At 45.2% G+C, this 21,506-nt stretch carries 22 protein-coding genes; 15 read left to right on the forward strand and 7 right to left on the reverse strand.

Features of this window, described 5'->3' with window-relative positions; all coding sequences use genetic code 11:
- Window positions 1-14: 14 nt before the first annotated feature.
- The 7 genes from sufD (at window position 15) to CXK86_RS31940 (ending at window position 6,580) form a co-directional block, all read left to right on the forward strand.
- On the forward strand, window positions 15-1,319 hold the full coding sequence (gene sufD / locus CXK86_RS01065) for a Fe-S cluster assembly protein SufD (RefSeq protein ID WP_036609929.1): 1,305 nt from the start codon (window positions 15-17) through the stop codon (window positions 1,317-1,319).
- Window positions 1,316-2,536, forward strand: coding sequence for a cysteine desulfurase (locus tag CXK86_RS01070; RefSeq protein WP_047842300.1), 1,221 nt, complete (start codon window positions 1,316-1,318; stop codon window positions 2,534-2,536). Before sufD ends, CXK86_RS01070 begins: the two co-directional genes overlap by 4 nt.
- A complete protein-coding gene (sufU, locus tag CXK86_RS01075) occupies window positions 2,526-2,957 on the forward strand; it encodes a Fe-S cluster assembly sulfur transfer protein SufU (RefSeq protein WP_017689537.1) in 432 nt (143 codons plus the stop codon). The genes CXK86_RS01070 and sufU overlap by 11 nt, the downstream gene beginning before the upstream one ends.
- 20 nt (window positions 2,958-2,977) lie before the next feature.
- Complete coding sequence (gene sufB / locus CXK86_RS01080) at window positions 2,978-4,375, forward strand: Fe-S cluster assembly protein SufB (RefSeq protein ID WP_036669904.1); 1,398 nt, start codon at window positions 2,978-2,980, stop codon at window positions 4,373-4,375.
- A 370-nt stretch (window positions 4,376-4,745) separates the two neighbouring features.
- On the forward strand, window positions 4,746-5,360 hold the full coding sequence (locus tag CXK86_RS01085) for a jacalin-like lectin (protein ID WP_257467747.1): 615 nt from the start codon (window positions 4,746-4,748) through the stop codon (window positions 5,358-5,360).
- Window positions 5,361-5,569: 209 nt separating this feature from the next.
- Window positions 5,570-6,289: a M23 family metallopeptidase gene (locus tag CXK86_RS01090; protein ID WP_101313327.1), complete on the forward strand. Its 720-nt coding sequence runs from the start codon at window positions 5,570-5,572 to the stop codon at window positions 6,287-6,289.
- Window positions 6,290-6,439: 150 nt separating this feature from the next.
- Window positions 6,440-6,580: a hypothetical protein gene (locus tag CXK86_RS31940; RefSeq protein ID WP_017689533.1), complete on the forward strand. Its 141-nt coding sequence runs from the start codon at window positions 6,440-6,442 to the stop codon at window positions 6,578-6,580.
- 132 nt (window positions 6,581-6,712) lie between these two features.
- On the opposite strand, the gene CXK86_RS01095 is transcribed toward CXK86_RS31940, so the two are convergent.
- Window positions 6,713-7,762: an HD-GYP domain-containing protein gene (locus CXK86_RS01095; RefSeq protein ID WP_101313328.1), complete on the reverse strand. Its 1,050-nt coding sequence runs from the start codon at window positions 7,760-7,762 to the stop codon at window positions 6,713-6,715.
- Window positions 7,763-7,886: 124 nt separating this feature from the next.
- Window positions 7,887-8,633 carry a molybdenum cofactor biosynthesis protein gene (locus CXK86_RS01100; protein WP_101313329.1) on the reverse strand — a complete coding sequence of 249 codons (747 nt, stop codon included), beginning with the start codon at window positions 8,631-8,633 and terminating at the stop codon, window positions 7,887-7,889.
- A gap of 120 nt (window positions 8,634-8,753) precedes the next feature.
- Here CXK86_RS01100 and CXK86_RS01105 point away from each other — a divergent pair, with 120 nt between their 5' ends.
- The 8 genes from CXK86_RS01105 (at window position 8,754) to CXK86_RS01140 (ending at window position 16,088) form a co-directional block, all read left to right on the forward strand.
- Window positions 8,754-10,184 carry a bifunctional metallophosphatase/5'-nucleotidase gene (locus tag CXK86_RS01105; protein ID WP_101313330.1) on the forward strand — a complete coding sequence of 477 codons (1,431 nt, stop codon included), beginning with the start codon at window positions 8,754-8,756 and terminating at the stop codon, window positions 10,182-10,184.
- A gap of 73 nt (window positions 10,185-10,257) precedes the next feature.
- Window positions 10,258-11,379, forward strand: a complete 1,122-nt coding sequence (locus CXK86_RS01110; RefSeq protein WP_036609917.1) for an HD-GYP domain-containing protein — start codon at window positions 10,258-10,260, stop codon at window positions 11,377-11,379.
- Window positions 11,380-11,599: 220 nt separating this feature from the next.
- On the forward strand, window positions 11,600-12,736 hold the full coding sequence (gene yfkAB, locus CXK86_RS01115) for a radical SAM/CxCxxxxC motif protein YfkAB (protein ID WP_101313331.1): 1,137 nt from the start codon (window positions 11,600-11,602) through the stop codon (window positions 12,734-12,736).
- Window positions 12,737-12,782: 46 nt separating this feature from the next.
- Window positions 12,783-14,135: a hemolysin family protein gene (locus CXK86_RS01120; RefSeq protein WP_036609914.1), complete on the forward strand. Its 1,353-nt coding sequence runs from the start codon at window positions 12,783-12,785 to the stop codon at window positions 14,133-14,135.
- A gap of 278 nt (window positions 14,136-14,413) precedes the next feature.
- Window positions 14,414-14,653, forward strand: coding sequence for a spore coat associated protein CotJA (locus CXK86_RS01125; protein ID WP_036609912.1), 240 nt, complete (start codon window positions 14,414-14,416; stop codon window positions 14,651-14,653).
- The gene (locus CXK86_RS01130) at window positions 14,643-14,918 is read left to right on the forward strand and encodes a spore coat protein CotJB (RefSeq protein ID WP_036609910.1); all 276 of its coding nucleotides are present in this window, start codon (window positions 14,643-14,645) and stop codon (window positions 14,916-14,918) included. The genes CXK86_RS01125 and CXK86_RS01130 overlap by 11 nt, the downstream gene beginning before the upstream one ends.
- 98 nt (window positions 14,919-15,016) lie before the next feature.
- Window positions 15,017-15,586, forward strand: coding sequence for a manganese catalase family protein (locus CXK86_RS01135; protein ID WP_101313332.1), 570 nt, complete (start codon window positions 15,017-15,019; stop codon window positions 15,584-15,586).
- Between the two features lie 193 nt (window positions 15,587-15,779).
- Window positions 15,780-16,088 carry a hypothetical protein gene (locus CXK86_RS01140; protein WP_101313333.1) on the forward strand — a complete coding sequence of 103 codons (309 nt, stop codon included), beginning with the start codon at window positions 15,780-15,782 and terminating at the stop codon, window positions 16,086-16,088.
- A gap of 159 nt (window positions 16,089-16,247) precedes the next feature.
- Here CXK86_RS01140 and CXK86_RS01145 read toward each other — a convergent pair whose 3' ends face one another.
- The 5 genes from CXK86_RS01145 to CXK86_RS01165 all read right to left on the reverse strand — a co-directional run bounded on the left by CXK86_RS01145 (window position 16,248) and on the right by CXK86_RS01165 (window position 21,203).
- Window positions 16,248-17,309: a YrpD family protein gene (locus CXK86_RS01145; protein WP_101313334.1), complete on the reverse strand. Its 1,062-nt coding sequence runs from the start codon at window positions 17,307-17,309 to the stop codon at window positions 16,248-16,250.
- Window positions 17,310-17,606: 297 nt separating this feature from the next.
- Complete coding sequence (locus CXK86_RS01150) at window positions 17,607-18,599, reverse strand: 3-oxoacyl-[acyl-carrier-protein] synthase III C-terminal domain-containing protein (RefSeq protein ID WP_101313335.1); 993 nt, start codon at window positions 18,597-18,599, stop codon at window positions 17,607-17,609.
- Between the two features lie 54 nt (window positions 18,600-18,653).
- The gene (locus tag CXK86_RS01155) at window positions 18,654-19,004 is read right to left on the reverse strand and encodes a hypothetical protein (RefSeq protein WP_036609902.1); all 351 of its coding nucleotides are present in this window, start codon (window positions 19,002-19,004) and stop codon (window positions 18,654-18,656) included.
- A 186-nt stretch (window positions 19,005-19,190) separates the two neighbouring features.
- Window positions 19,191-19,559: a carboxymuconolactone decarboxylase family protein gene (locus CXK86_RS01160; RefSeq protein WP_101313336.1), complete on the reverse strand. Its 369-nt coding sequence runs from the start codon at window positions 19,557-19,559 to the stop codon at window positions 19,191-19,193.
- A gap of 12 nt (window positions 19,560-19,571) precedes the next feature.
- Window positions 19,572-21,203: a thiamine pyrophosphate-binding protein gene (locus CXK86_RS01165; RefSeq protein ID WP_101313337.1), complete on the reverse strand. Its 1,632-nt coding sequence runs from the start codon at window positions 21,201-21,203 to the stop codon at window positions 19,572-19,574.
- Between the last annotated feature and the right edge of the window lie 303 nt (window positions 21,204-21,506).

Here is a 21,506-nt window from a genome sequence, read left to right on the forward strand (position 1 = left end):
AGGAGGATTAATTAATGACTACACAAACAATTCTTCCGGTTGAATCTGAAGCGCTTCGCGCCTTGTCGGAAAGCAACAATGAACCCGGCTGGTTGACCGAACAGCGGCTTGAAGCTTTAAAGCTTGCGAGCGGGCTTGCGCTTCCTAAACTGGAAAAACAAAAAATCGAACGCTGGAATGTCAGCGAGTACGGAACATATAAAACAAGTGAAGCTATTTCTTCATTGACAGAAGTACCTGCTTCTATCAAAGATCTGGTTCAGGATCAAGCTGAAGGCAGTCTGGTTATCCAGCGCAATTCCGGTACGGTATACTCCAAGGTGTCTGCTGATCTGGCAGCAAAAGGAGTTATCTTCACGGATCTGGCTACAGCGGTTCGCGAACATGGCGATCTGGTAAAACAATATCTGAACACAGCAGTGAAAGCGGATGAGCATTCCCTCGCTGCATTACATGCGGCACTTTGGAATGGCGGGGTCTTCCTGTATGTTCCGAAAAATGTCGAAATCGAAGTACCACTGCAAGCAGTGTTGCTTACGGACGACGCATCTGCAACGTTTGCACCTCACGTGCTTGTAGTTGCAGAAGCAAACAGTTCAGTAACTTATGTTGATAACTATGTATCTGGCGAATTGTCCGCACCTGTTTTCCATAATGGAGTTGTGGAAGTATTCGCAAAATCCGGTGCTAAAGTACGTTTCGCATCGGTTCATCAACTGAGTGTGAATGTAACTGATGTTTCATTCCGTCGTGCAGTGTTGGAGAATGATGCTTCCATCGAGTGGATTGTAGGCGAAATGAACAATGGCGACACAGCGAGCAACACGATGACCGTGCTGAAAGGCAATGGATCAAGTTCTGATTCCAAAGTCATCGCTGTAGGTTCCGGTTCGCAGAAAATCAACTACACCACAGAAGCTCGTCACTTCGGTAAGAATACGCCAAGCCAGATGATTACACGTGCAGTTATGCGTGAAGAAGCTTCTGCAATCATCAACGGCATCACGAAGATTGAGAAAGGCGCTACCAAAGCCGATGGACAGCAGACAGAGAAAGTGTTGATGCTGAGCCCTAAAGCACGTGGAGATGCGAACCCAATCCTCCTTATTGATGAAGATGATGTAACAGCAGGTCACGCTGCTTCTGTTGGTCAAGTCAATGCCGAGCAGATTCATTACTTGATGTCGCGCGGAATTAACCGTACGGATGCCGAACGCCTGATCATCTATGGCTTCCTGGCTCCGGTGGTGGCGGATATTCCTCTGGAAGCACTGCGCACCCAATTGCAGTCCCTGATTGAGAAGAAGCTGGGACAATGAACCCATCCATTCGCGAGCAGTTCCCGATCCTCCACCAGGAAATTAACGGACACCCGCTCGTATATTTAGATAGTGCTGCAACTTCACAGAAGCCTCATGCTGTGATCGAAGCAGTCAAACATTATTATGAGTATGAGAACTCCAACGTTCATCGCGGTGTTCATACCCTTGGAAGCCGTGCAACGGACGCTTACGAAGGCGCACGGGAGAAGGTAGCCAAGTTTATCAATGCCCGTAGTACACAGGAGATTATCTTTACTCGCGGGACAACGACAGCCCTGAATCTGGTGGCTTCATCATATGCCCGCGCCAATTGCAAAGAAGGCGATGAAATTGTTATCACGCAAATGGAGCACCATAGTAATCTGATTCCTTGGCAGCAGGTTGCCAAGGAGACAGGTGCAACATTGAAATACATCCCGCTTCAGCCGGATGGTCATATTGAATTGGCTGATGTCGAGAAGACGATTACGAACAATACTAAAATTGTAGCAATCGCTTATGTATCCAATGTTATGGGTCTGATCCATCCTGTGAAACAAATTGCTGAAATTGCACACCGTAATGGTGCTGTCATCGTTGTTGATGGCGCACAAAGCACACCTCACATGAAGGTGGACGTTCAGGATCTGGACTGTGATTTCTATGCATTATCCGGTCATAAAATGTGCGGACCAACCGGAATCGGTGCACTCTACGGCAAAAAGGCGCTGCTAGAGTCCATGGAACCCATTGAGTTCGGTGGTGAAATGATTGATGATGTGGGTCTGTACGAATCCAACTGGAAAGAGCTTCCCTGGAAGTTCGAAGGCGGAACCCCGATTATCGCAGGTGCGGTAGGGTTGGGAGCTGCCATTGATTTTCTGGAGCAGATTGGTATGGATGAGATCGCACATCATGAGAGTGTGCTGGCAGCTTATGCAACAGAACGACTGGCCGAGATCGATGGGTTAACCATCTATGGCCCAGCCAAGCGGCATGTGGGTGTTGTTACCTTTAACTTGGGTGATGTTCATCCGCATGATGTGGCAACCGTACTGGATGCGAGTGGCGTAGCCATTCGTGCCGGACACCATTGCTGTCAACCACTAATGCGCTGGCTTGAAGTTAGCTCAACAGCTCGTGCCAGCTTCTATCTATACAATAACGAACAAGATGTAGATCGGCTTGTCAGCGCCTTAATCCAGACAAAGGAGTATTTTGGCGATGCAACTTGATGATCTGTACAGACGTGTTATAATGGACCACTACAAAAACCCGCGTAACCGCGGAACATTTGATAATGACGCTGTCACGGTGAATTTGAACAATCCAACGTGCGGCGACCGGATTTCACTGCAAATTTTGCTGAAAGACGGAATCGTCCAGGAAGCCAAATATACGGGTGAAGGCTGCTCCATCAGCATGTCCTCTGCATCGATGATGACAGAGGCCGTCAAAGGCAAAACGATGGAACAAGCACTCGATATCGCTAACCGTTTTTCCTCACTGATGAAAGGTGAAGAAGTCGATTTCGACGATTATGAAGATCTCGAAGCCCTATCCGGTGTGAACAAGTTCCCTGCACGCATCAAATGTGCCACTCTGGCCTGGAATGCATTACGCAAAGGGATTGACGAAGAGAACAAAGTACAATAACGATAGGGAGGTAGAGCAAGATGGCTAAAAAAGCACCAGAAATGGAAGAGTACAAATATGGTTTTCGCGACGAGCACAAATCCATCTTTCAAACCGGTAAAGGTCTGACTGCAGAAGTGGTTACCGAAATTTCCAAGATTAAGAATGAACCGGAATGGATGTTGGAATTCCGTTTGAAATCCCTGAAACAATTCGAAAAGATGCCAATGCCAAAATGGGGCGGAGATCTAGACGGATTGGATTTCAATGAAATTCAGTATTATGTGCGTGCTTCGGAGAAACAAGGTAAAACATGGGAGGAAGTTCCTTCCGAAATCAAGGAAACCTTTGATAAATTGGGTATCCCTGAAGCAGAGCAAAAGTTCCTTGCAGGTGTATCGGCTCAGTATGAGTCCGAGGTTGTATACCACAACATGCAAAAGGAATTGGAAGACCAAGGTGTAATCTTCATGGATACGGACACGGCTCTCAGAGAGCATCCCGAAATCCTGCGTGAATATTTTGCAACGGTTATTCCACCAGCAGATAATAAATTTGCTGCATTGAATAGTGCGGTATGGTCCGGAGGAAGCTTTATCTACGTGCCTAAGGGCGTTAAATGTGAAGTACCTCTGCAAGCCTACTTCCGGATTAACTCCGAGAATATGGGACAATTCGAGCGTACACTCATCATTGCGGACGAAGATAGCTTCGTTCACTATGTAGAGGGATGTACAGCTCCAATCTACAGCACGAACTCACTGCACAGTGCGGTTGTTGAGATCATCTGTAAGAAAAATGCTCGTGTTCGTTACACAACGATTCAAAACTGGGCACCAAACATCTACAACCTCGTTACGAAACGTGCGGTTGCTGAAGAAAATGCAACGATGGAATGGGTCGATGGTAACATCGGTTCCAAACTGACGATGAAATATCCAGCGGTTGTACTGAAAGGCCGTGGAGCTAAAGGTTCCGTACTCTCCATCGCTGTAGCTGGTAAAAACCAGCATCAGGATGCAGGTGCGAAAATGATCCACTTGGCTCCGGATACAACATCTACGATTGTATCCAAATCCATCAGTAAACATGGTGGTAAAGTAACGTACCGTGGTTTGGCTTCCTTTGGGCGTCAAGCTGAGGGCGCGAAATCCAACATCAAGTGTGATACACTCATTCTCGATAATGAGTCCACATCAGATACAATTCCTTACAATGAAATCATGAATGATAACATCATGCTGGAGCATGAAGCTACAGTATCCAAAGTGTCTGAGGATCAACTCTTCTACCTGATGAGCCGTGGTCTGACTGATGCAGAAGCAACACAGATGATTATCATGGGCTTCATTGAGCCATTCACGAAGGAATTGCCAATGGAATACGCCGTTGAGATGAATAGATTGATCAAGTTCGAAATGGAAGGTTCCATTGGTTAATCCAATGCAGCGCCTTTCGAAGCCGTAAAGCTGAAGCTAGTTGCTGATGTTAAGCGGTAGATATCTTTTTATGTGATCGAATACCCTCTAGAACAGACTTTCTAAAAAGTCTCTCTAGGGGGTATTTTTATTCAAAAAATCTGGGGATAACAGTGATCAGAAGATTATTTGTTATCGGAGTGGCAAGCGACTCTCCAATTACATAAAGGAGCACTCGGACGGGAACGCAGTTATCGTATTTGGGGATACCAATACACGGTACACCCGTGCCGCTGACAATATAGAGCTACTCATGTCTGAGAATGGGTTAAGAGATCCATGGATCGATTTGATTCGAGGTGGGAGTATTCCCGCTGATGGAGAAGCCCTTATGGATGCAAGCAATTTAAATGGACCCAACTATGAGATCGTGGACAAAATTTTGTATCGCGGAAGTAAAGCATTGTCACTTAATGCACAGAGCTATCGGTTAGAAAATCAAACATTTGTTGACCCGAGTGGGAAGCAACTCTCCGATCATTATCCGATTACAGCGGAATTTGTGTATAGCACATCTTCTCAGTACCAACTAAGTTCAACAATCGGAGGATCTGGAGGAAGTGGGTTTAATGATCTAAATCATATTCCGGAGTCCAGACCTAGTTCAGTGGTACTTAACTCGGGCAACCGTGTAGACGGCATTTCAACGTTGTACAGGGATGGAACGAACCTAGCACATGGTGGTCAATCCAACATTGTCACACTGAACCTGGCAGACGGAGAGTACTTAACTCAGGCTACAATTGGTCAGGGGACACGTAATGGAGATAAACGGATCTTTTACGTGGAGTTGTCCACCAATCTTGGAAATAAAGTTGAAGGCGGACAAAAGACCTCGGATCAAATCAAACTTGAGGCACCAGCGGGGTGGTACATTGCCGGATTTTATGGAAGAGCAGGACAGGAATTGGATCAGCTAGGCGTCATATACAGACCTCTGAATTAGAAGTGAGCAGTGGTTAAAATGAAATAATAATATATACATCTCATAGAGTGTTCATATTAGCACAGCGCCGCTTGGAATATACGTTGGAGAGAGACCATAAGGTTTCCCTAATGATATTCTGAGCGGTATTTTTGTGGAATAAAATAAGACCAATAGCACAAGCCATTTCATAGATTTAAGCATTTAATGATAGAAAAGGATGTGAGTGTATGAGCGTGAACCCTTTCGAGGGATATCGGATTACAAGTTCATTCGGCTATCGAATTCATCCTATTCATGGTGGACAGACATTTCACCGCGGAATTGATCTCGTGACAGAGCCTTGGAATGGCCCCGTCTATGCCTTTATGGAAGGCAGGGTACGTTTTTCTTCCGAAGGAGTTACAGGCTCCGGATTCGGCGGTTACGGGCTTACAGTTGCCCTTCAAGATCATCGTGGCTACTTGCATTGTTATGCTCACCTTTCGCGGATTGCCGTAACCGTTGGGCAGCGGGTGAAGCGAGGGCAGCTTATCGGGAATCAGGGAAGCACGGGTCAGAGTACTGGCCCGCATGTACATTATGAGATTCGTAAAACAAGTGCACCATCTTACGGGTACACAGCCAGCGAAGATGGTGTGACGGAACCGGGTGCGTATCTACAGGCCGAATACGGAACTGCATCTCAGGAACAGGAGGCTCCGCCGATGACCACTGAGCAGAAGAAAATGTTTGAAGCCATGCAGAAAACGCTGGAGATTCAAGGGGGATGGATTCAGCAACAGGAGCAACTTTCCAATATGGATTGTCCCGCATGGGCGAAGCAAGCATTTGATTATTATCGACCGTTTATTATGAACGACAAAGGCAGTTATGAATTTTGGAGATTACTTGTTATCATGTACCGCAAGGAAAAAGGCATCCAGGTTCATTCGGAGTCCGACATATAGATCCCTGTAAAGAACAGGGAGTAACAAAAGGCTGATCCACTTAGGTAGATGCAGACAGACAACCATTTATCGAATGTTGCCTGTTCGCCCGGTTCATTCCAACGGAAACGTCATATGTTAGGGTATACCTGATGAAGAGGAGGCAATCACATGAGCGAAGTAGGATATGGCTGTGGTGGCAATGTAGGCGGAGTAGGCGGCGTTGGTGGATACAATATGTTCACAAACACTGGTGCAATCTTGGTACTGTTCATTCTGTTGGTTATCATCACAAAAGCATTCTGTGTGTAATCCAACATGATCGAATCGGAATAGACAAAAGGGAAGCCGATTACGGCTTCCCTTTTGTCATATGCCAACCTATAAGTTGGTTATTTCAGTTACTATGGGGTTCTTCGTATACATGCTGTGTACAATGAACAGTTACTGTACATAAATCTCAACGATAGCAATATCTCTTTCTTTCGCTAAATCGATAAAGGCCGTAGAGGTCTGAACGAGTGGTCGGAAATAATCCGCAGGATTATTCATGACAATGAGCCCCGTCTGACCCGTGGTGAGCAGAACCCTTTTACCGATAAAATTAGGCAGCATGTGCTTGATCAGTTCCTGTGTTGCTTCAGCATTTAACTGACCAAAGCTGAGGCTGTACAGCTCACACAGAACAGAGATCAGTTCCTGTTTGGTCTGGTATACCCGATTGGTCGTCATGGCGCTGTAAACGTCTGCTACAGCAGTTATACGGGAATAGGGGTGGATCTCGTCTCCTCGCAGTCCATGAGGATAACCACTTCCATCCTCGCGCTCATGATGTTGAAGTGCAACCGTTGCCAGAATTTCATCCTGCGTGGATTCTTTAATGATATCGTACCCATAGAATGTGTGTTTCTTCATTTCGTCAAATTCTTCCGTGGTCAATTTACCAGGTTTATGTAAAATCTCAGAAGGAATCTTGGACTTGCCGATATCATGAAGATATCCTGCTTTGGCTACAGTTAGACATTCCTCGGGGTTGTAACCCATCCAGCCGGCGATATAAAAAGCGAGCATTCCGACTTGCAATGAATGGTTGTACGTATAATCGCTATCCCCGTCAAGCATAAGCAACAAGGAGACAACATCTTTTTGTTTTTCCAACTGTTCTGTTAGGGTAAACAAAATCTCATCGACCTGTGTCTCATCAATAAAACCCTTCTCCATCGCTTGTTGAAATAGAGATTCAGTACCTTTGATCGTATCGTTAAACAAGTTAGTTAACAGACGGGATTGATCGGAAGGTAAGGTTTGTGCATCAGAGTGTAGGTCGGATGGTGTGTGTTCTACATCTGCGTACTCGATTCCATGTTGCAACAGTTTGGATAGGTCATCTTCACTGAGGGTGGAACCTTTCATCAGCATGTGGAGACCCGAACTGTTGTATACATCATTTTGTAACAGGTCACCCGGTTTAAGATCAGTAACATGCACTCTCACGTATAAACCACCTTTTCTCGACTAATATCGACACATATAATTATAATAACAAGAAAAAAATGGGTTGACAACGACTTATTTACTATTAACCCACTCTGTCTAAAAAGGTGTAAAGGCTCATTATTTAGTTCTCCATGGGGTTCCATGGTCCTAATTGATGTCCCTTCCATTCAGATCCATCTTCCCAAATTTCCTTTTTCCAGATCGGAACGGTCTGTTTGAGTCTCTCTATGGCGTAACGGCTTGCATCATAACAGTCGTTGCGATGAGGCGAGGAAACAGCAATGACTACACTAATCTCTGCCACATCCACTTTGCCAATTCGGTGACTGATTGCACATAACACACCAGGCCAGCGATCCGAGATTTCCACACCAATGGCTGCCATCTGAGAAAGAGCCATCGGCACATAGGCCTCGTATTCAAGATAAACGGTGCGCTGTTCACCGGTCATTTCACGAGTCGTACCTACAAAAGTAAGAGCTGCCCCGTGATTCGGGGTAATCACTAGCTCCGTTGTTGCTTCCACGGACAAAGTGGATTCTGTAATTAGAAATAAGCCATCTTCAGTCCGATGCTCTGGAACGGTAGAGCGAAGCTGTTCATCGGAAATATCCGTACCATCACCTCCAGAGACGGGAGGGATCAACGCAAGTTCATCTTCTGAGCTAAGTATAGTATCGGCAGGAGCGTACTGCTGGTTAACTGCCAAAAAGGATGTCCTTATCTGAGAAGCTGCCTCTGGGTAGGCCAGACTCAGTTTTTCTTTTAAATCGGCAGCGGTTGGAATATCTCCAATGTACTCAAACTCCAGAAGGGATGTATTTAAACGTTCTGCAATGCCTGCAAATAGTTGAATTGTCAATTTCATAGATATGACTCACCTCTTTTTGATCTCTAAACCCTATAAATATATCATAACGACGCGGAAAATGTTATGCTTATCCATTAGAAGAATGAACGTTTATTGAAGAGCAGGGGAGGCGGTGTGATGAGCACCAGGGAGAAGCAAACGTTAACGATTCTGCACACCAACGACATCCACAGTCACTTCGGCTCCATGAGTACCATCGCCGCTATGATCAATGAGGAACGTGACCAAGGTGGCAACTTCCTTGTATTGGATATCGGCGATCATATGGACCGAATGGCCGTTGAAACAGAGGGAACACTGGGTACGGCTAATGTTGATGTTATTAACCTGACGGGCTACGATGCCATTACAATCGGTAACAACGAAGGACTAACCTTTACGCCAGATCAGCTCTCACAGTCCTACGCTGGACTTCTGTGTCCTGTGGTATGCAGCAATGTTGTAGAGCAAGATACTGGACTTGCGCCAGTGTGGATGAAACCTTCTCTGATTGTGGAGAAAGGTCCATTTCGCGTTGGTCTGCTGGGGGCAACGGCCCCTTTTACCACGTTTTATGAATTGCTCGGGTGGGATGTTCTGGACCCTGTGGAGTCATTAAGAGCTCAAGTGGAAGCATTACGTGATGAAGTGGATGTTGTGGTTATTCTTTCTCATCTGGGGCTTTCGACAGATCGGAGACTGGCGGAGCAGATTACGGGAATTGATGTTATTCTCGGTGGACATACCCATCATGTTCTCGAAGAACCCTTAGTCATTGGTCAGACCGTGCTGGGCGCAGCTGGAAAATTTGGCCAGTGGCTTGGGAAAGTGGTTCTGGAACGAACAAGTGTGGGGGAACCTCTCCAACTGGTAAGTAGCGGTTGTATGGCTGCCAAGAGTATATTACTGGATGATCAGGTCGCGCTGGCAATCGCTACGAATCGTGCGGAGGCTGAAAGGACACTCAATCAGACGGCAGTGATAACGGATCGGGTGCTGCCCATCACGTACGACCGGGAATCCCCGTTTGCTACCTTGCTTGCACAAGCTGTTCGTCATTTCACGGGGGCACAGCTGTCTCTGGTGAATGCAGGTCAGCTTCTCGGAGAGCTTCCACAAGGTAATATTACAAAAGGAATGTTGCATTCCCTATGTCCATCTCCTATAAATGCTTGTACAATATGCTTGAGTGGAAGTCATATTCGTGAAGCACTTGAGCAGTCCTTGTTGGACGAGTTTTCAGGTAAGCCCATTGTGGGATTTGGTTTTCGTGGTCATATTCTAGGCACGTTATGTATGGACGGAATGGAAGTTCAATACAATCCAGATGCGCCAGCCTATGAGAAGATCCAGGCCATATCCATCAATGGGGAGCCTATGGACGAACAATGTGAGTATATCGTTGGGACACTGGACATGTTTACGTTCAATGTGGGGTATCCTCCTCTTGCTCATGGAACCCGTACGCTCTATCATCTTCCGGAATTCATACGCGATTTGCTGGAAACGGAAATAAAACGACCAGGGGCTCTGGACGACAGCCTGCGAGCCCGCTGGCATCAAAGCTAAATTTAAAGTACTTGCCTTCTGCTGAAGCGGCGGCTAGTGGTAATTACATCTACGGAGCGGGAGAGGATAGGCTGTGCGTTTAGTACATATAAACTTATTGCAGCCTGGCATGAAGCTGGGGAAACGTATTTATAGTGAAGAAGGCCTTGTATTACTTAGTGAGGATGTAGAGCTAACCAGTCGATTGATTGGACGCCTTAAGGATCTCGGAGTCGGTTATGTGTATATTAAAGATGCTGCGACAGAGGACATCATTGTTCCTGAAATGTTGCAGGAAGAGACCCGAAGGAAAGCACTGGTCGAGATTAAACAGCAATTTCAGAGCATGTCAGGACTGAAAACCAAAAATCGGATTCCTCATTTCGGTAAAGCGCTTAGTGGTGTGATGAATGCGATTCTGGAAGACATCGGCAGTCAGAAGGAAGCCATGATTATGCTGATGGACATGAACTCCAGTGATTTTGACCTGTATAATCATTCGCTGAATGTATGTGTGTATACACTGGTTCTTGGTGTCGCTTCGGGTTACACACGCCAGCAATTAATGGAGATTGGTCTGGGTGCCTTATTGCATGATATTGGCAAGACACAGATTGCACCAGAAATTCTGCATAAGCCTTCCAGATTAAGTGACGAGGAATTCAAAATCATTCAGCAGCACACTACATATGGACATCGTATTCTCAAAGACGAACCAGGTATACCGCTTCTATCTGCACATTGTGCATTGCAGCACCATGAGCGAATTGATGGCAGCGGATATCCCTTTGGGCTGAAGGATAAAGAGATTCATGAGTATGCCAAGTGGATTGCTCTTGCTGATTCGTATGATGCCATGACAACGAATCGAGTCTACAAGCAAGCCTTGCTGCCACATCAGGCCGTAGAGGTGCTGTATACGGGCTCAGGAACGCTTTATGAACAACGAATGCTGGAGAGATTCAGGGATTGTGTAGCGATCTACCCCGTGGGCCTATCGGTCACGCTCAGTACGGGAGAGGTTGGGGTGGTCGCAGCGATTCATCCACGTGTTCCTCAACGTCCACTTATCCGGGTGCTCAAGGATGCCGACGGCCAGACCTTATCTTCGCCCTACGAAATTAACCTGTCCACAGCACTGTCTGTGATGATCACAGGTGTAGAGGGTCTGGAGGATACACCTTCATCTGCCCAAAGTGAACGGTTGGAAAGCTGAACAAGCTTAGAAATGATTAGCGCTCATGTCGTAATATCGGGGCCGTTTCGTGATTCGGCCCGGAGTTACCTGAGTGTTTTTTGTCATGTAATGGACAGGGTCTACGTATGCCGGAGCATTCAAAATTGTGCTATGATAAAAGATAACTCCAAAAAGAGAAACACAAGGTATGATGTAAATAAAACTTTTTAGGTTAATAAAAGGAATAAGGTGAAGAACAATGACCATGCTAAACTCAGGATCGGTACAACCGATGCCTTTATCTCCAACGAATGATCCGTGGGATCCGATTGGCTCTCTGCGTACATATGGACGCCATGTGTTGACCAGTGTAGAAATGACTGTGACACATCTGTGTAACATGCGGTGTGAGCACTGTGCCGTAGGAGATATGCTTACGATGCGTGAAGCGCCGGCTCTTCCATTACCGCTGATGCTGAAACGATTGGATGAAGTGGAGCATCTGCAGACGATTAGTCTGACGGGTGGCGAGCCAAGCTTTAGCCAGAAAACAGTGGATGAGATGATCATCCCGCTGCTCAAATATGCCAAGGAACGTGGAATCCGTTCCCAAATCAATTCCAACTTAACGCTGGATATCAGCCGATATGAGCAACTTTTGCCGTATCTGGACGTTATGCATATCTCATTCAACTACCTGAATGCTGACGATTTCCATCAAGTCGGATTTGCGAATAGTGGCAGACCTGTGAAACGTGAAGTCGCGGTGAAGATGTATGAGAAAATGATTGAAAATTCCCGCAAATTAAGTGAAGCAGGCATGTTTATCTCTGCCGAGTCCATGATTAACTTCCGTACACACGACAAGCTGGATGGTATTCATCAATTGATTCGTGAGATGGGCTGTGTTCGTCACGAAGTGCATCCAATGTATAATTCGAACTTTGCTTCGTCGTTGCCCGTGTTATCACTGGACCATATGAGAGCAGCGATTCATCGTTTGCTTGATGCACGTGACAAAGATATGTGGATGCTCTTTGGTACTCTGCCATTCTTCGCGTGCAGTGCAGCAGAGCAGGATCGGGAACTGATCAACCGTTTATACAGCGAACCAAATGTGACGGTACGTAATGATCCGGACGGACGCAACCGCGTTAACGTCAACATGTTCACGGGTAATGTGTATGTGACCGATTTTGCCGATATCCCGGAATTTGGTAATATTCGTGATCGTAAACTGGATGATGTGTTCCATGAATGGTCAGCTGAACATCCGTTGAATCAAACGGTCAATTGCCATTGCGATATTGCATCCTGTTGCGGACCAAACCTGCTAGTGGCAGATATGTATTACAAAGGTGTGGATTTCAAATCGAGAAAGGCAATCACACGTTGATATTCCAGGTGTGTTCCTGAAATAGATAGAAAAGGGGAGTTTCAACTTGGATATTCATACCGAATTTCATCTTGGGCAGCTGGTATTTAATCTGGTCTGTGTCTTTTTGCTCGTATTTTTGAATGGCGTATTTGTCGCAGCGGAATTTTCCCTTGTGAAAGTAAGGCAGACACGCTTAACTCAATTGCAGAGTGAAGGAAATCGTATGGCTGGTTATGCACTGAAGGTGAATAGTAAACTGGATTCCTATCTATCGGCAACTCAGTTCGGGATTACGCTGACATCGCTTGGACTCGGGTGGCTGGGAGAACCGGCCATCTCCGAATTGCTCGTTGAGCCACTCATGTTTAAACTTGGTGTAGGAGATACAGGGCTTATTTCGACCGTGTCGGTCATTATCGGTTTTTGTATCATTACGTTTCTGCATATTGTGCTGGGTGAGCTTGCACCTAAATCGTTGGCAATTCAAAAAACAGACGGAGTGGCATTGTTTTTATCTGCGCCCTTGCTGTTGTTCTACAAAATCTTCTTCCCGTTCATCTGGGTACTGAATGTATCGGCCAATGCATTGCTGCGTCTAGCGGGTATCGAACCTGCCAGTGAAGGCGAAGCTCACTCGGAAGATGAACTTCGTATTTTGATGAAGCAGAGTGCCAAAAGTGGTGTCATCGATAAAGATGAGATCAAACTGATGGACAACATCTTTGATTTCTCCGATATGCTGGCACGTGAAGTGATGCTGCCACGTACAGACATGGATTGTTTGTACACGCATATGTCTTTGGAAGAGAACTTGGAGATCATTAACGCAACCAAACATTCCCGGTATCCCGTAGCAGTAGAAGACAAGGATGAGATCATTGGATTTATACACATCACCGATCTGTTGCTGGCTAAACCGGAGCAACAACATGATCTGGCTTCACTTGTTCGTCCAATCTTAAACGTTCCTGAATCGATGGAAATCAGCCATGTGCTGCGTCTCATGCAGAAGAAACATTCACAGATGACGCTGGTTGTGGATGAATATGGTGGCACAGCTGGATTGCTGACTGCGGAAGAAATTCTGGAAGAGATCGTTGGAGACTTGTATGACGAGTTTGAGGATGAGCGTCCGCATATGGAACGGAGTGGAGATTCATTTTCCATTGATGGTCGTTCGCTTATTGAAGAAGTTCATAAGTGGACCGGAGCCATCATTGAGGATGAAGAAGTGGATACCATCGGCGGATGGTTGTTTAAAGAGCTTGGGGGCAATCCATCCAAGGGGAAAACGCAGGAGCTGAATGGGTACGTTTTTGAAGTGGAAGAATCGACTCGTTTGCGAATTACCCGTGTTCGAGTGTACAAGCAATCTGTCCCTCAAGACATGAATTCGGAAGAAAAACCAGCAGAATAGAACTCGTTGCAGGAGTAAGATAAGACGAGCAAAAGTATGAAATGATGCAGATTACGAAGATCTGCCAGGATGTAAGGCCTTTGGACGTTACCTGAAAGGGGAACGAACCGAAGGTCTTTTTTTATTTTAAAGAAGAATTTGGAGAAATTCTGCACATAGTTGAAACGAATTTCGGATTAACTTCGGGGACAGCGTCATATGGATATAGAGACGGGAAGCGGGAAAGAACTCAGTGTTATTCAATATGCACCAACGATGTAATAAGGAGGCGTTGTTTTGTGAAAGATCCGCAGCTTCGTGCTTACGCCCCTTTTGTGGGGCCGTTTGATCCTTGTCCGCCGGTAGCGATTCGGACGTATCTGGTACCTCCGCAGTTATTTATTCCATTTCAGCCCATGGGCTGGCCGCAGTACAGCCCGGCGGAAGCGTTGAGATTGGGAACCTTATGGCCTGCATTATACAGCCCTTATACACCAGCTAGATCAAAGGGAAGGAAGGTGGAAGTGGATGGAACCTGAAGTGCCGAAACCCTGTGACGCTAAATACTACGAATTGCTTGAAGAACTTCAGGCGCTGGATTTCGTGTTGGTGGAACTGAATCTGTACCTGGACACCCATCCGGGAGACTTCCAAAGCATTGAGCAGTACAACAAGTTCAGCCAGGAGCGAATGAGGGTAGCCCATGAATTTCAGCAGTTGTACGGACCGTTGATGAACTTTGGGCATGCTTTCTCCAAGTATCCTTGGGAATGGTCTCAGACACCCTGGCCATGGCAAGTGTGACACATCAGCCTCAGGCTTCCTTGCAGGACTTTAGGGACAGGAAGCCCGAGGGTTAGAAGAAGGGCTGTATTTTAATAACGTAGAGGGAGGCATCTTACATGTGGGTGTATGAGAAAAAACTGCAATATCCCGTAAGGGTTAGTAAATGTGATCCTCGTATGGCGAAATTGCTGATGGAACAATATGGCGGTGCCGATGGGGAGTTGGCCGCTGCCCTTCGATATCTGAATCAGCGTTATACGATTCCAGACAAGATTATCGGTCTGCTGACGGATATTGCTACAGAGGAATTTTCTCATCTGGAGATGATTGCCACCATGATCTACAAGTTGACCAAGGACGCGTCGGTGGATCAATTGGAAGAAGCGGGACTTGGGCCGAACTATGCTCAACGCGATTCTGCCTTGTTTTATACCAATTCCTCCGGTGTACCCTTTACAGCTGCCTACATTGCTGCGAAGGGTGATCCAATTGCGGATCTGTACGAGGACATTGCAGCAGAAGAGAAAGCCCGGGCTACATATCAATGGTTGATCGACCTGACCGATGACGTGGATCTGCAGGATAGTCTGAAGTTTCTGCGGGAACGGGAGATTGTGCATTCTCTAAGATTCCGCGAAGCCGTGGAGATTCTGAAAGACGATCGGGATACGAAGAAAATTTTCTGAATATTTGATATCGAGGCAGAAGTTCAGCAGTCCAGTAGGGCTGCTTTTTTGTATGAAAAGATAGTATTACTAAATAATTCATTTTAAAATAAAATTACATATAATTATATAATTTACAAATATTGTTGTTAGATGTACTCGCATACTATACAATGAAATTGTAGTTAAAAACTCTATTTAGGAGATGATCATTTTGAGACTTAGTAAAGTTCTTATGTTGACTGCATGTTCCTTTATTCTGACCACTTCCATTTCAAGTGGAGGCGTGTCTGCGGTAAAAGTTCAACCGAATACCAGTACAAATGTATCAGACGTAGTATCTCCTATGCTTGAAAGTAAATTTTTTTCTGTAGTGCATTATTACCCTGTAGGTTTTGGAGTACCAAAATATCTTACGGGCTATAAAACGGACGACGGATATGAAGGCACCTTGGTGTTGGTTAGTTATCATACGGTGGATGGAATTGTTGCTGCAAGATTTGAAGGGACCGTTTACAGATAATCAGAAATGGTAGATTAAACTTAGTTCACAGATTCTTATAACAACGATTTTATAAAATCATAAAAGTAGCAGTTCTCAAGATTGAATAATCTTGGAACTGCTACTTTCATTTAGGGCATCTTTTTCAGTTTAATAGATACCACATCAATTTAATAGATACTACAGTTGTATGCTGACGGTTTCTTCACCAGGGCTTACATAGTTGACACTTACTTTATTGGAAGGCACAGAGTGATATCCTCCGGTTTGTCCACTGCCCCAGCTGTTATATATAAGATTGCTACCTGAATAGTAGCCTACAGTGATATCGTGCCAGCGCACATTTTTAATGGTTGAACCTGTGTTCATGTTCTCGGGTTTTTGACCAATGGTGGTCATTCGTTTTACTCTCATCCCTATACCGCTTTTATCCCAGCCACTTACCCCGCTTCTTACAATTGTTGTTGTTAGCTGTTCGCCAGTCGTTGTGATTCCTGATACTGCCAACGTACATTCATTCGGATTAGTCACATAAAATTTCATATAAATGTCCTGATTTGAACGATAGCGAGTAGTACTGGGAACCATCGCTCCATTTGCTAGCGTCGTTGGGGACCAATTATCAAAGGCTGTGCTGTATTGTAAACCGGCATCGATCCCATTTCCGTTAGTTCCCCAACCGCCCAAGTATACATATGGAACATCTGTAGACACATTGCCTTTTACGTATGGGGCACCTGGGATGGTAACATACGTACTTAACCAGTTGTATCCATTATTTGAGAAAACTCTTCGATAAGGACCGGAACCTCCGCTTGGATTAGGTACTTCGGCAGCGGGCGAAATTTGGGTATCATCTTTAACGGCAGATGCTGGTAAATCATTCGTGGACACTCCAGGACCAACAATTTCTTTTCCGGATGCACTTTGATAGATGTTGTTCTCAACCAGATCATATACTTCTGTCGTCTCTTTGAGTTCCGTCTTGTTAGAGTAAATGGCACCGTCTTCTGCGACATAGATGACATTTCCTCGATCTTCTTCGTCAAGCCGGGCCATCACGTCAGCAATTACTTCTCGCTCATTTCCCGTGATTGATGAATCGATGTTGACTTCGATCCTTTTTTTAAGTTCATTGTTCATGGTGATCGTGTCCATATTACCATCTGCGAATACAAGATTTAATGGAGTTAATAACAAAGCTAAGGATAATAAAGAAGTTAGCGATTTTCTTATCTTCAATCTAAAAACTCCCTCTCTTAAATGGAATGTGTGTTGAATAATTACCAATGCAATTTCTAACTCCGTTTAATGCAGCAGCAACTCATGATAATAGATAGCATTTGAACATAAACATCTCCTTTTATGGGTTTTAATTACTTCTAAATCATAGTTTTTATGTAATAATATGTAAGTGACTATTTTCACAATAAAAGGTAATAAATTTTCAATGAACGTTATAGGTAGAAAATGAAGAAACAAAAAACCATCTCCAGTAGTGGTACCAGAGATGGTTTTATCGGATTTTGAAGTGTATACCTAATATTCAACTACCATGGCAACATTTTGCCACCCGGCTCCAACGGTCCAGAACAGAACTTTGTCACCACGCTGAATCTGACCGGTTGTAACCGCTCGATGTAGTGCGATGAACGGACTGCTGGTTGAGGTATACCCGAACTCATCTCCGATATAGACGGCAATATCATCACCAATGCCGACGTTCTCGGATACAGCCCGAATGTTACTAATGGATAGTTGGGAGAAGCAGGCGGCTTTGATCTCGTCTGGTCTAATCTCGTTGCGTGTCAGCAACGTACGAATGGACTCTGAAGCAGCATCCACACAGATGGAATCATCAAATGGGATGAATTTCACATGAAAGGCACCCGCATCTACACCCGTTTTGCCCAGCTTTGCCAAGCCTTGTGCAGGAAAAAGAGAATTACCATACACGCAGGTATCCGTCTGATAGATTGAATCAATGAAACCGACAGCATGTTCATCCCGCTCTACAATAATCGCCGCTGCTGCATCACCGAAATTGGCGAAGTATACGGGATCATCGGGACTGGCGTGAGGAGCCACGTAATCAGAGCCGATGATTAATGCGCGGCGAATTCGAGGATTGCCCAGCATCTGCCGGCTAACTTGTTCGAAAGCAGCAGTCATACCCGCGCAGTTGGCGTTGCTGTCAATACAGATCGTGTGAGAAGCGCCGTTAATCAGGCGATGGATCATCAGGGAATTCGTAGGAAAGATGTATTCTGGCGTTTGGCTTGCATAAGCAATCAGATCAATATCTGCACCGGTGAGCCCGGTTTTTTCCAGTAGGTTACTGGCCGCCTCATAGGCCATGCTTAGTGAATTTTCGTCATCGTTGTCAATTTTATAACGTGTATCACGACCAAGTGCCTGTAACAATCCACGAATATCTACACCTCTTGCATCAAAATGTTCAATATAAAAATCATTGTGCACCTTGGTTGCTGGATGATAGATATCGATATCTACAATACGAATTCCGGCCATCTTCATTCTCCTCTTGAGCGGAAAGGTGAATTCACAGCTTGTCCGCCTGGTTTATTAAGTGGTAACGGTAGATATGATTTCGAGATTGTCCAGACCGACTGACCGGCCGAGCCGGGACAATTGCATTTTTAGAATCGCGTTGTTCTCGAGGGTCAACACGACTTTTTTATATTCATCTTTTTTGAACAATTGAAGGCAGCCTTCCAGAAGAGGAACAATCTCCGGAGCAGTAACATTCAACTTTTTGCAATCGATGTTCAGGTCATACTCCTTGGTGTTAATAGAAGCGATCGTATCCTGATAGGCCGAGATGGAACGCAAACCGTCTTCTTGAGAGAAAGAACCCTCCAGTTCAATGTTTAACACCTTGTTTGGAACGTCAGTCTTCAGAATGAAATTTCCCATGTTTGATCTCTCTCCTTTAAATGAGTTAAGGCTATCCTGTTAGTGGATACACAGCCCATTGGGCCTCTGCCGAAAGCTTCTAAGATGCGAGCTGGTTCGAAGGATAATTTAACCATATTATAAAGGTAGGAATGTAAAAAGATCAATAAAAAAGTCGAATCATGTATAAAAATGTAGAAAAGTGAATTACTGTATTTCGTCCAAGGTGGCAAGCAAAATATTAAATGAACTTATAATGCGTGGAGCACCCACACATGGCGCCAGATGTAGCAATATTCCCTTGAGCTGATCTACAGTTACCCCGACACTCAGAGCCATCGTGTAATGTACGCCCAATTGTTCATACTGTCCTTGGGTGATCAACGAAGAGATGATAGCAACTTCCTTCCATTGATCCGTAATCGTGGTGCGCTGAAAGATATCCCCGTACGCCGTCCCCATAATAAATTCCGACAATTCGCGAAAATGTTCTTTGATGGGTGCGAGAGCTCTTGCGCCGTACTCACCAGATAGTTTCGCGAAACGGTCTAGTCCCTGAGCTACATGTTCACTCATGATATGCTCCTCCTAATTCAAATTTACGGTGCGGTGAGCTGTGGGTGGAATTTCATCTCGATCGGTCAGAAGCTCAATAACAGTTACCTGATTCAACGTCTGGGCTGTGTTCAGCGCAGATGAGAATTCAGCAAGAGTCTCTGCTCGAAACGCAACCGCACCGAGAGATTCGGCAAATTTGGCAGCATCCATAGGAACTTCATATAATGTGCCATCAATTCTGCCTGTTGTTTTTTCCATTCCTTTGAGTGCCATGTCCAGTTGTTTGTTGTTAACGACAATGAAAATGACGTTCAGATTGTTGCATACCGCGGTATTGATCTCCGTCCCCAGCATCATGAAACATCCATCCCCGGTGATACATACAACGGTCTCTTCAGGTGAAGCGGCCTTTGCACCTATCGCCATACCAATGGCGTTCCCCATGCAGGCAAAGTAAGCGTCAAACACAAAGCTGCCTGGTTTTTTGACTTTATATCGCTGAACCGCATGAAATCCATGGCTGCCATCATCAACAAACAGCTTGTGATCGTACGGAAGCAGATCGCTCATTCCATCTAGCACAGAAGCCAGAGACAGTTGGGGGAGATCTGGTAAAGGGACCGTGTAATCCATGGGTGCCGTGGTTCTCACAGGAGTAGGAAGTTCTTCTAATGTGCCCAGCAAATATTGCAGGTTGTCCTTCAAATCACCGGTGATATGTAAGGTTTGAGCGCTCAGAATCTTGCCTACAAATGTAGGATCAGCGTCAAATTGAATGAGGTGTGCCGGGTGATGTTCAGGCTTCAGATTGCAGAGGGTCATGTCACTTAGACGTGAACCGAGTACGATATAAAGGTCACTTTGGTTCAACATGTCGTCTGCATGCGGGAAACCTCCAACACCACAAGGTCCATGGTACAGGGGATGGTCCCACGCAATCGCTCCTTTTCCACCAGGAGTAGTAATGACGGGAATGTTGAACGATTCGGCTAATTGAAGCAATTCATCATGGGCTCTGGCGCGACTTACACCTTTACCAGCAATAATTAAAGGGCGATTGGATTGTTGAATGAGAGGAAAAATGCGATTCAGATTAGATACGCTAAGCAGAGGTTCCGGTTCGGGAATGACAATCCGGCATTGGGATAACAATTCGGTCTGTACGTCAAAAGGAATACAGAGGTGAACAGGGCCTTTATTAGGGCCGAGTGCAATGGAAAGGGCATGATTCAACAGTGTTCCGAAGTGATCTCCACGCTCAACCAGTTTGCTGAATAGCGTAGCAGGCCTGAACATTTCAGCCAGATCAGCCAGATAGGAAGAGGAATCCTGACACTGGGGTAGCCCCAGTTCCTGAATGGATTGATGACCCGTAATAAACAGTACAGGCAGATTGTTGGCCTTTGCATGGGCTGCTGCAGTAAGCAAATTGGTTCCGCCTGGACCGGATGTGGCAAAGGCAACGCCGAGTTTACCTGTCTGTAATGCATAACCGGATGCGGCAAAACCTGAGCTGGATTCATGACGGCCTGGAATGAACTCTAATCCGTAATCCACCATTTTCAGTACAGCAGGACAGATGGATTTACCAATAATACCAAAGACATGAGTAACGCCTAGATTACGCAGAGTTTCTGCCAAATAGTCCGCAACTGTTCTCATGCGGGACACCTCGCTTCATGAAATAGGTTATTAGAACCATACGCATATTCCATTTATTGAATGCAAGTTACAGTCTAAGGTTGTAAGAGGAAATATTCATTGTTATTAGGAAGAGTATCTTTTTTTGTGGTTTTTTGTCAACCTGTTTTTGTGAGTCTAAATTCCTGATTCTTAAGTTGGTAACGCTTTAAGTATTGCTGGATAAAGTAAAAATAATTGGTTATATATCCCTGCAACGAATTACCCAATCGCAACGAAGTTACAAATAATGTAAAATAATGACTGTAAATGATGAATTTCAGC

The organism is Paenibacillus sp. BGI2013 (genome assembly GCF_002843485.1).
Taxonomy (GTDB): Bacteria; Bacillota; Bacilli; order Paenibacillales; family Paenibacillaceae; genus Paenibacillus; species Paenibacillus amylolyticus.

Excerpts from the sequence above, each read along its gene's own strand:
- CXK86_RS01160 (WP_101313336.1), bottom strand. The coding sequence starts at position 19,559 with ATGAGTGAACATGTAGCTCAGGGACTAGACCGTTTCGCGAAACTATCT.
- CXK86_RS01105 (WP_101313330.1), top strand. The coding sequence starts at position 8,754 with ATGAGCACCAGGGAGAAGCAAACGTTAACGATTCTGCACACCAACGAC.
- CXK86_RS01165 (WP_101313337.1), bottom strand. The coding sequence starts at position 21,203 with ATGAGAACAGTTGCGGACTATTTGGCAGAAACTCTGCGTAATCTAGGC.
- CXK86_RS01130 (WP_036609910.1), top strand. The coding sequence starts at position 14,643 with ATGGAACCTGAAGTGCCGAAACCCTGTGACGCTAAATACTACGAATTG.
- yfkAB (WP_101313331.1), top strand. The coding sequence starts at position 11,600 with ATGACCATGCTAAACTCAGGATCGGTACAACCGATGCCTTTATCTCCA.
- CXK86_RS01100 (WP_101313329.1), bottom strand. The coding sequence starts at position 8,633 with ATGAAATTGACAATTCAACTATTTGCAGGCATTGCAGAACGTTTAAAT.
- sufD (WP_036609929.1), top strand. The coding sequence starts at position 15 with ATGACTACACAAACAATTCTTCCGGTTGAATCTGAAGCGCTTCGCGCC.
- CXK86_RS31940 (WP_017689533.1), top strand. The coding sequence starts at position 6,440 with ATGAGCGAAGTAGGATATGGCTGTGGTGGCAATGTAGGCGGAGTAGGC.
- CXK86_RS01090 (WP_101313327.1), top strand. The coding sequence starts at position 5,570 with ATGAGCGTGAACCCTTTCGAGGGATATCGGATTACAAGTTCATTCGGC.
- CXK86_RS01155 (WP_036609902.1), bottom strand. The coding sequence starts at position 19,004 with ATGGGAAATTTCATTCTGAAGACTGACGTTCCAAACAAGGTGTTAAAC.
- CXK86_RS01085 (WP_257467747.1), top strand. The coding sequence starts at position 4,746 with ATGGATGCAAGCAATTTAAATGGACCCAACTATGAGATCGTGGACAAA.
- CXK86_RS01135 (WP_101313332.1), top strand. The coding sequence starts at position 15,017 with ATGTGGGTGTATGAGAAAAAACTGCAATATCCCGTAAGGGTTAGTAAA.
- CXK86_RS01070 (WP_047842300.1), top strand. The coding sequence starts at position 1,316 with ATGAACCCATCCATTCGCGAGCAGTTCCCGATCCTCCACCAGGAAATT.
- sufB (WP_036669904.1), top strand. The coding sequence starts at position 2,978 with ATGGCTAAAAAAGCACCAGAAATGGAAGAGTACAAATATGGTTTTCGC.
- sufU (WP_017689537.1), top strand. The coding sequence starts at position 2,526 with ATGCAACTTGATGATCTGTACAGACGTGTTATAATGGACCACTACAAA.
- CXK86_RS01150 (WP_101313335.1), bottom strand. The coding sequence starts at position 18,599 with ATGGCCGGAATTCGTATTGTAGATATCGATATCTATCATCCAGCAACC.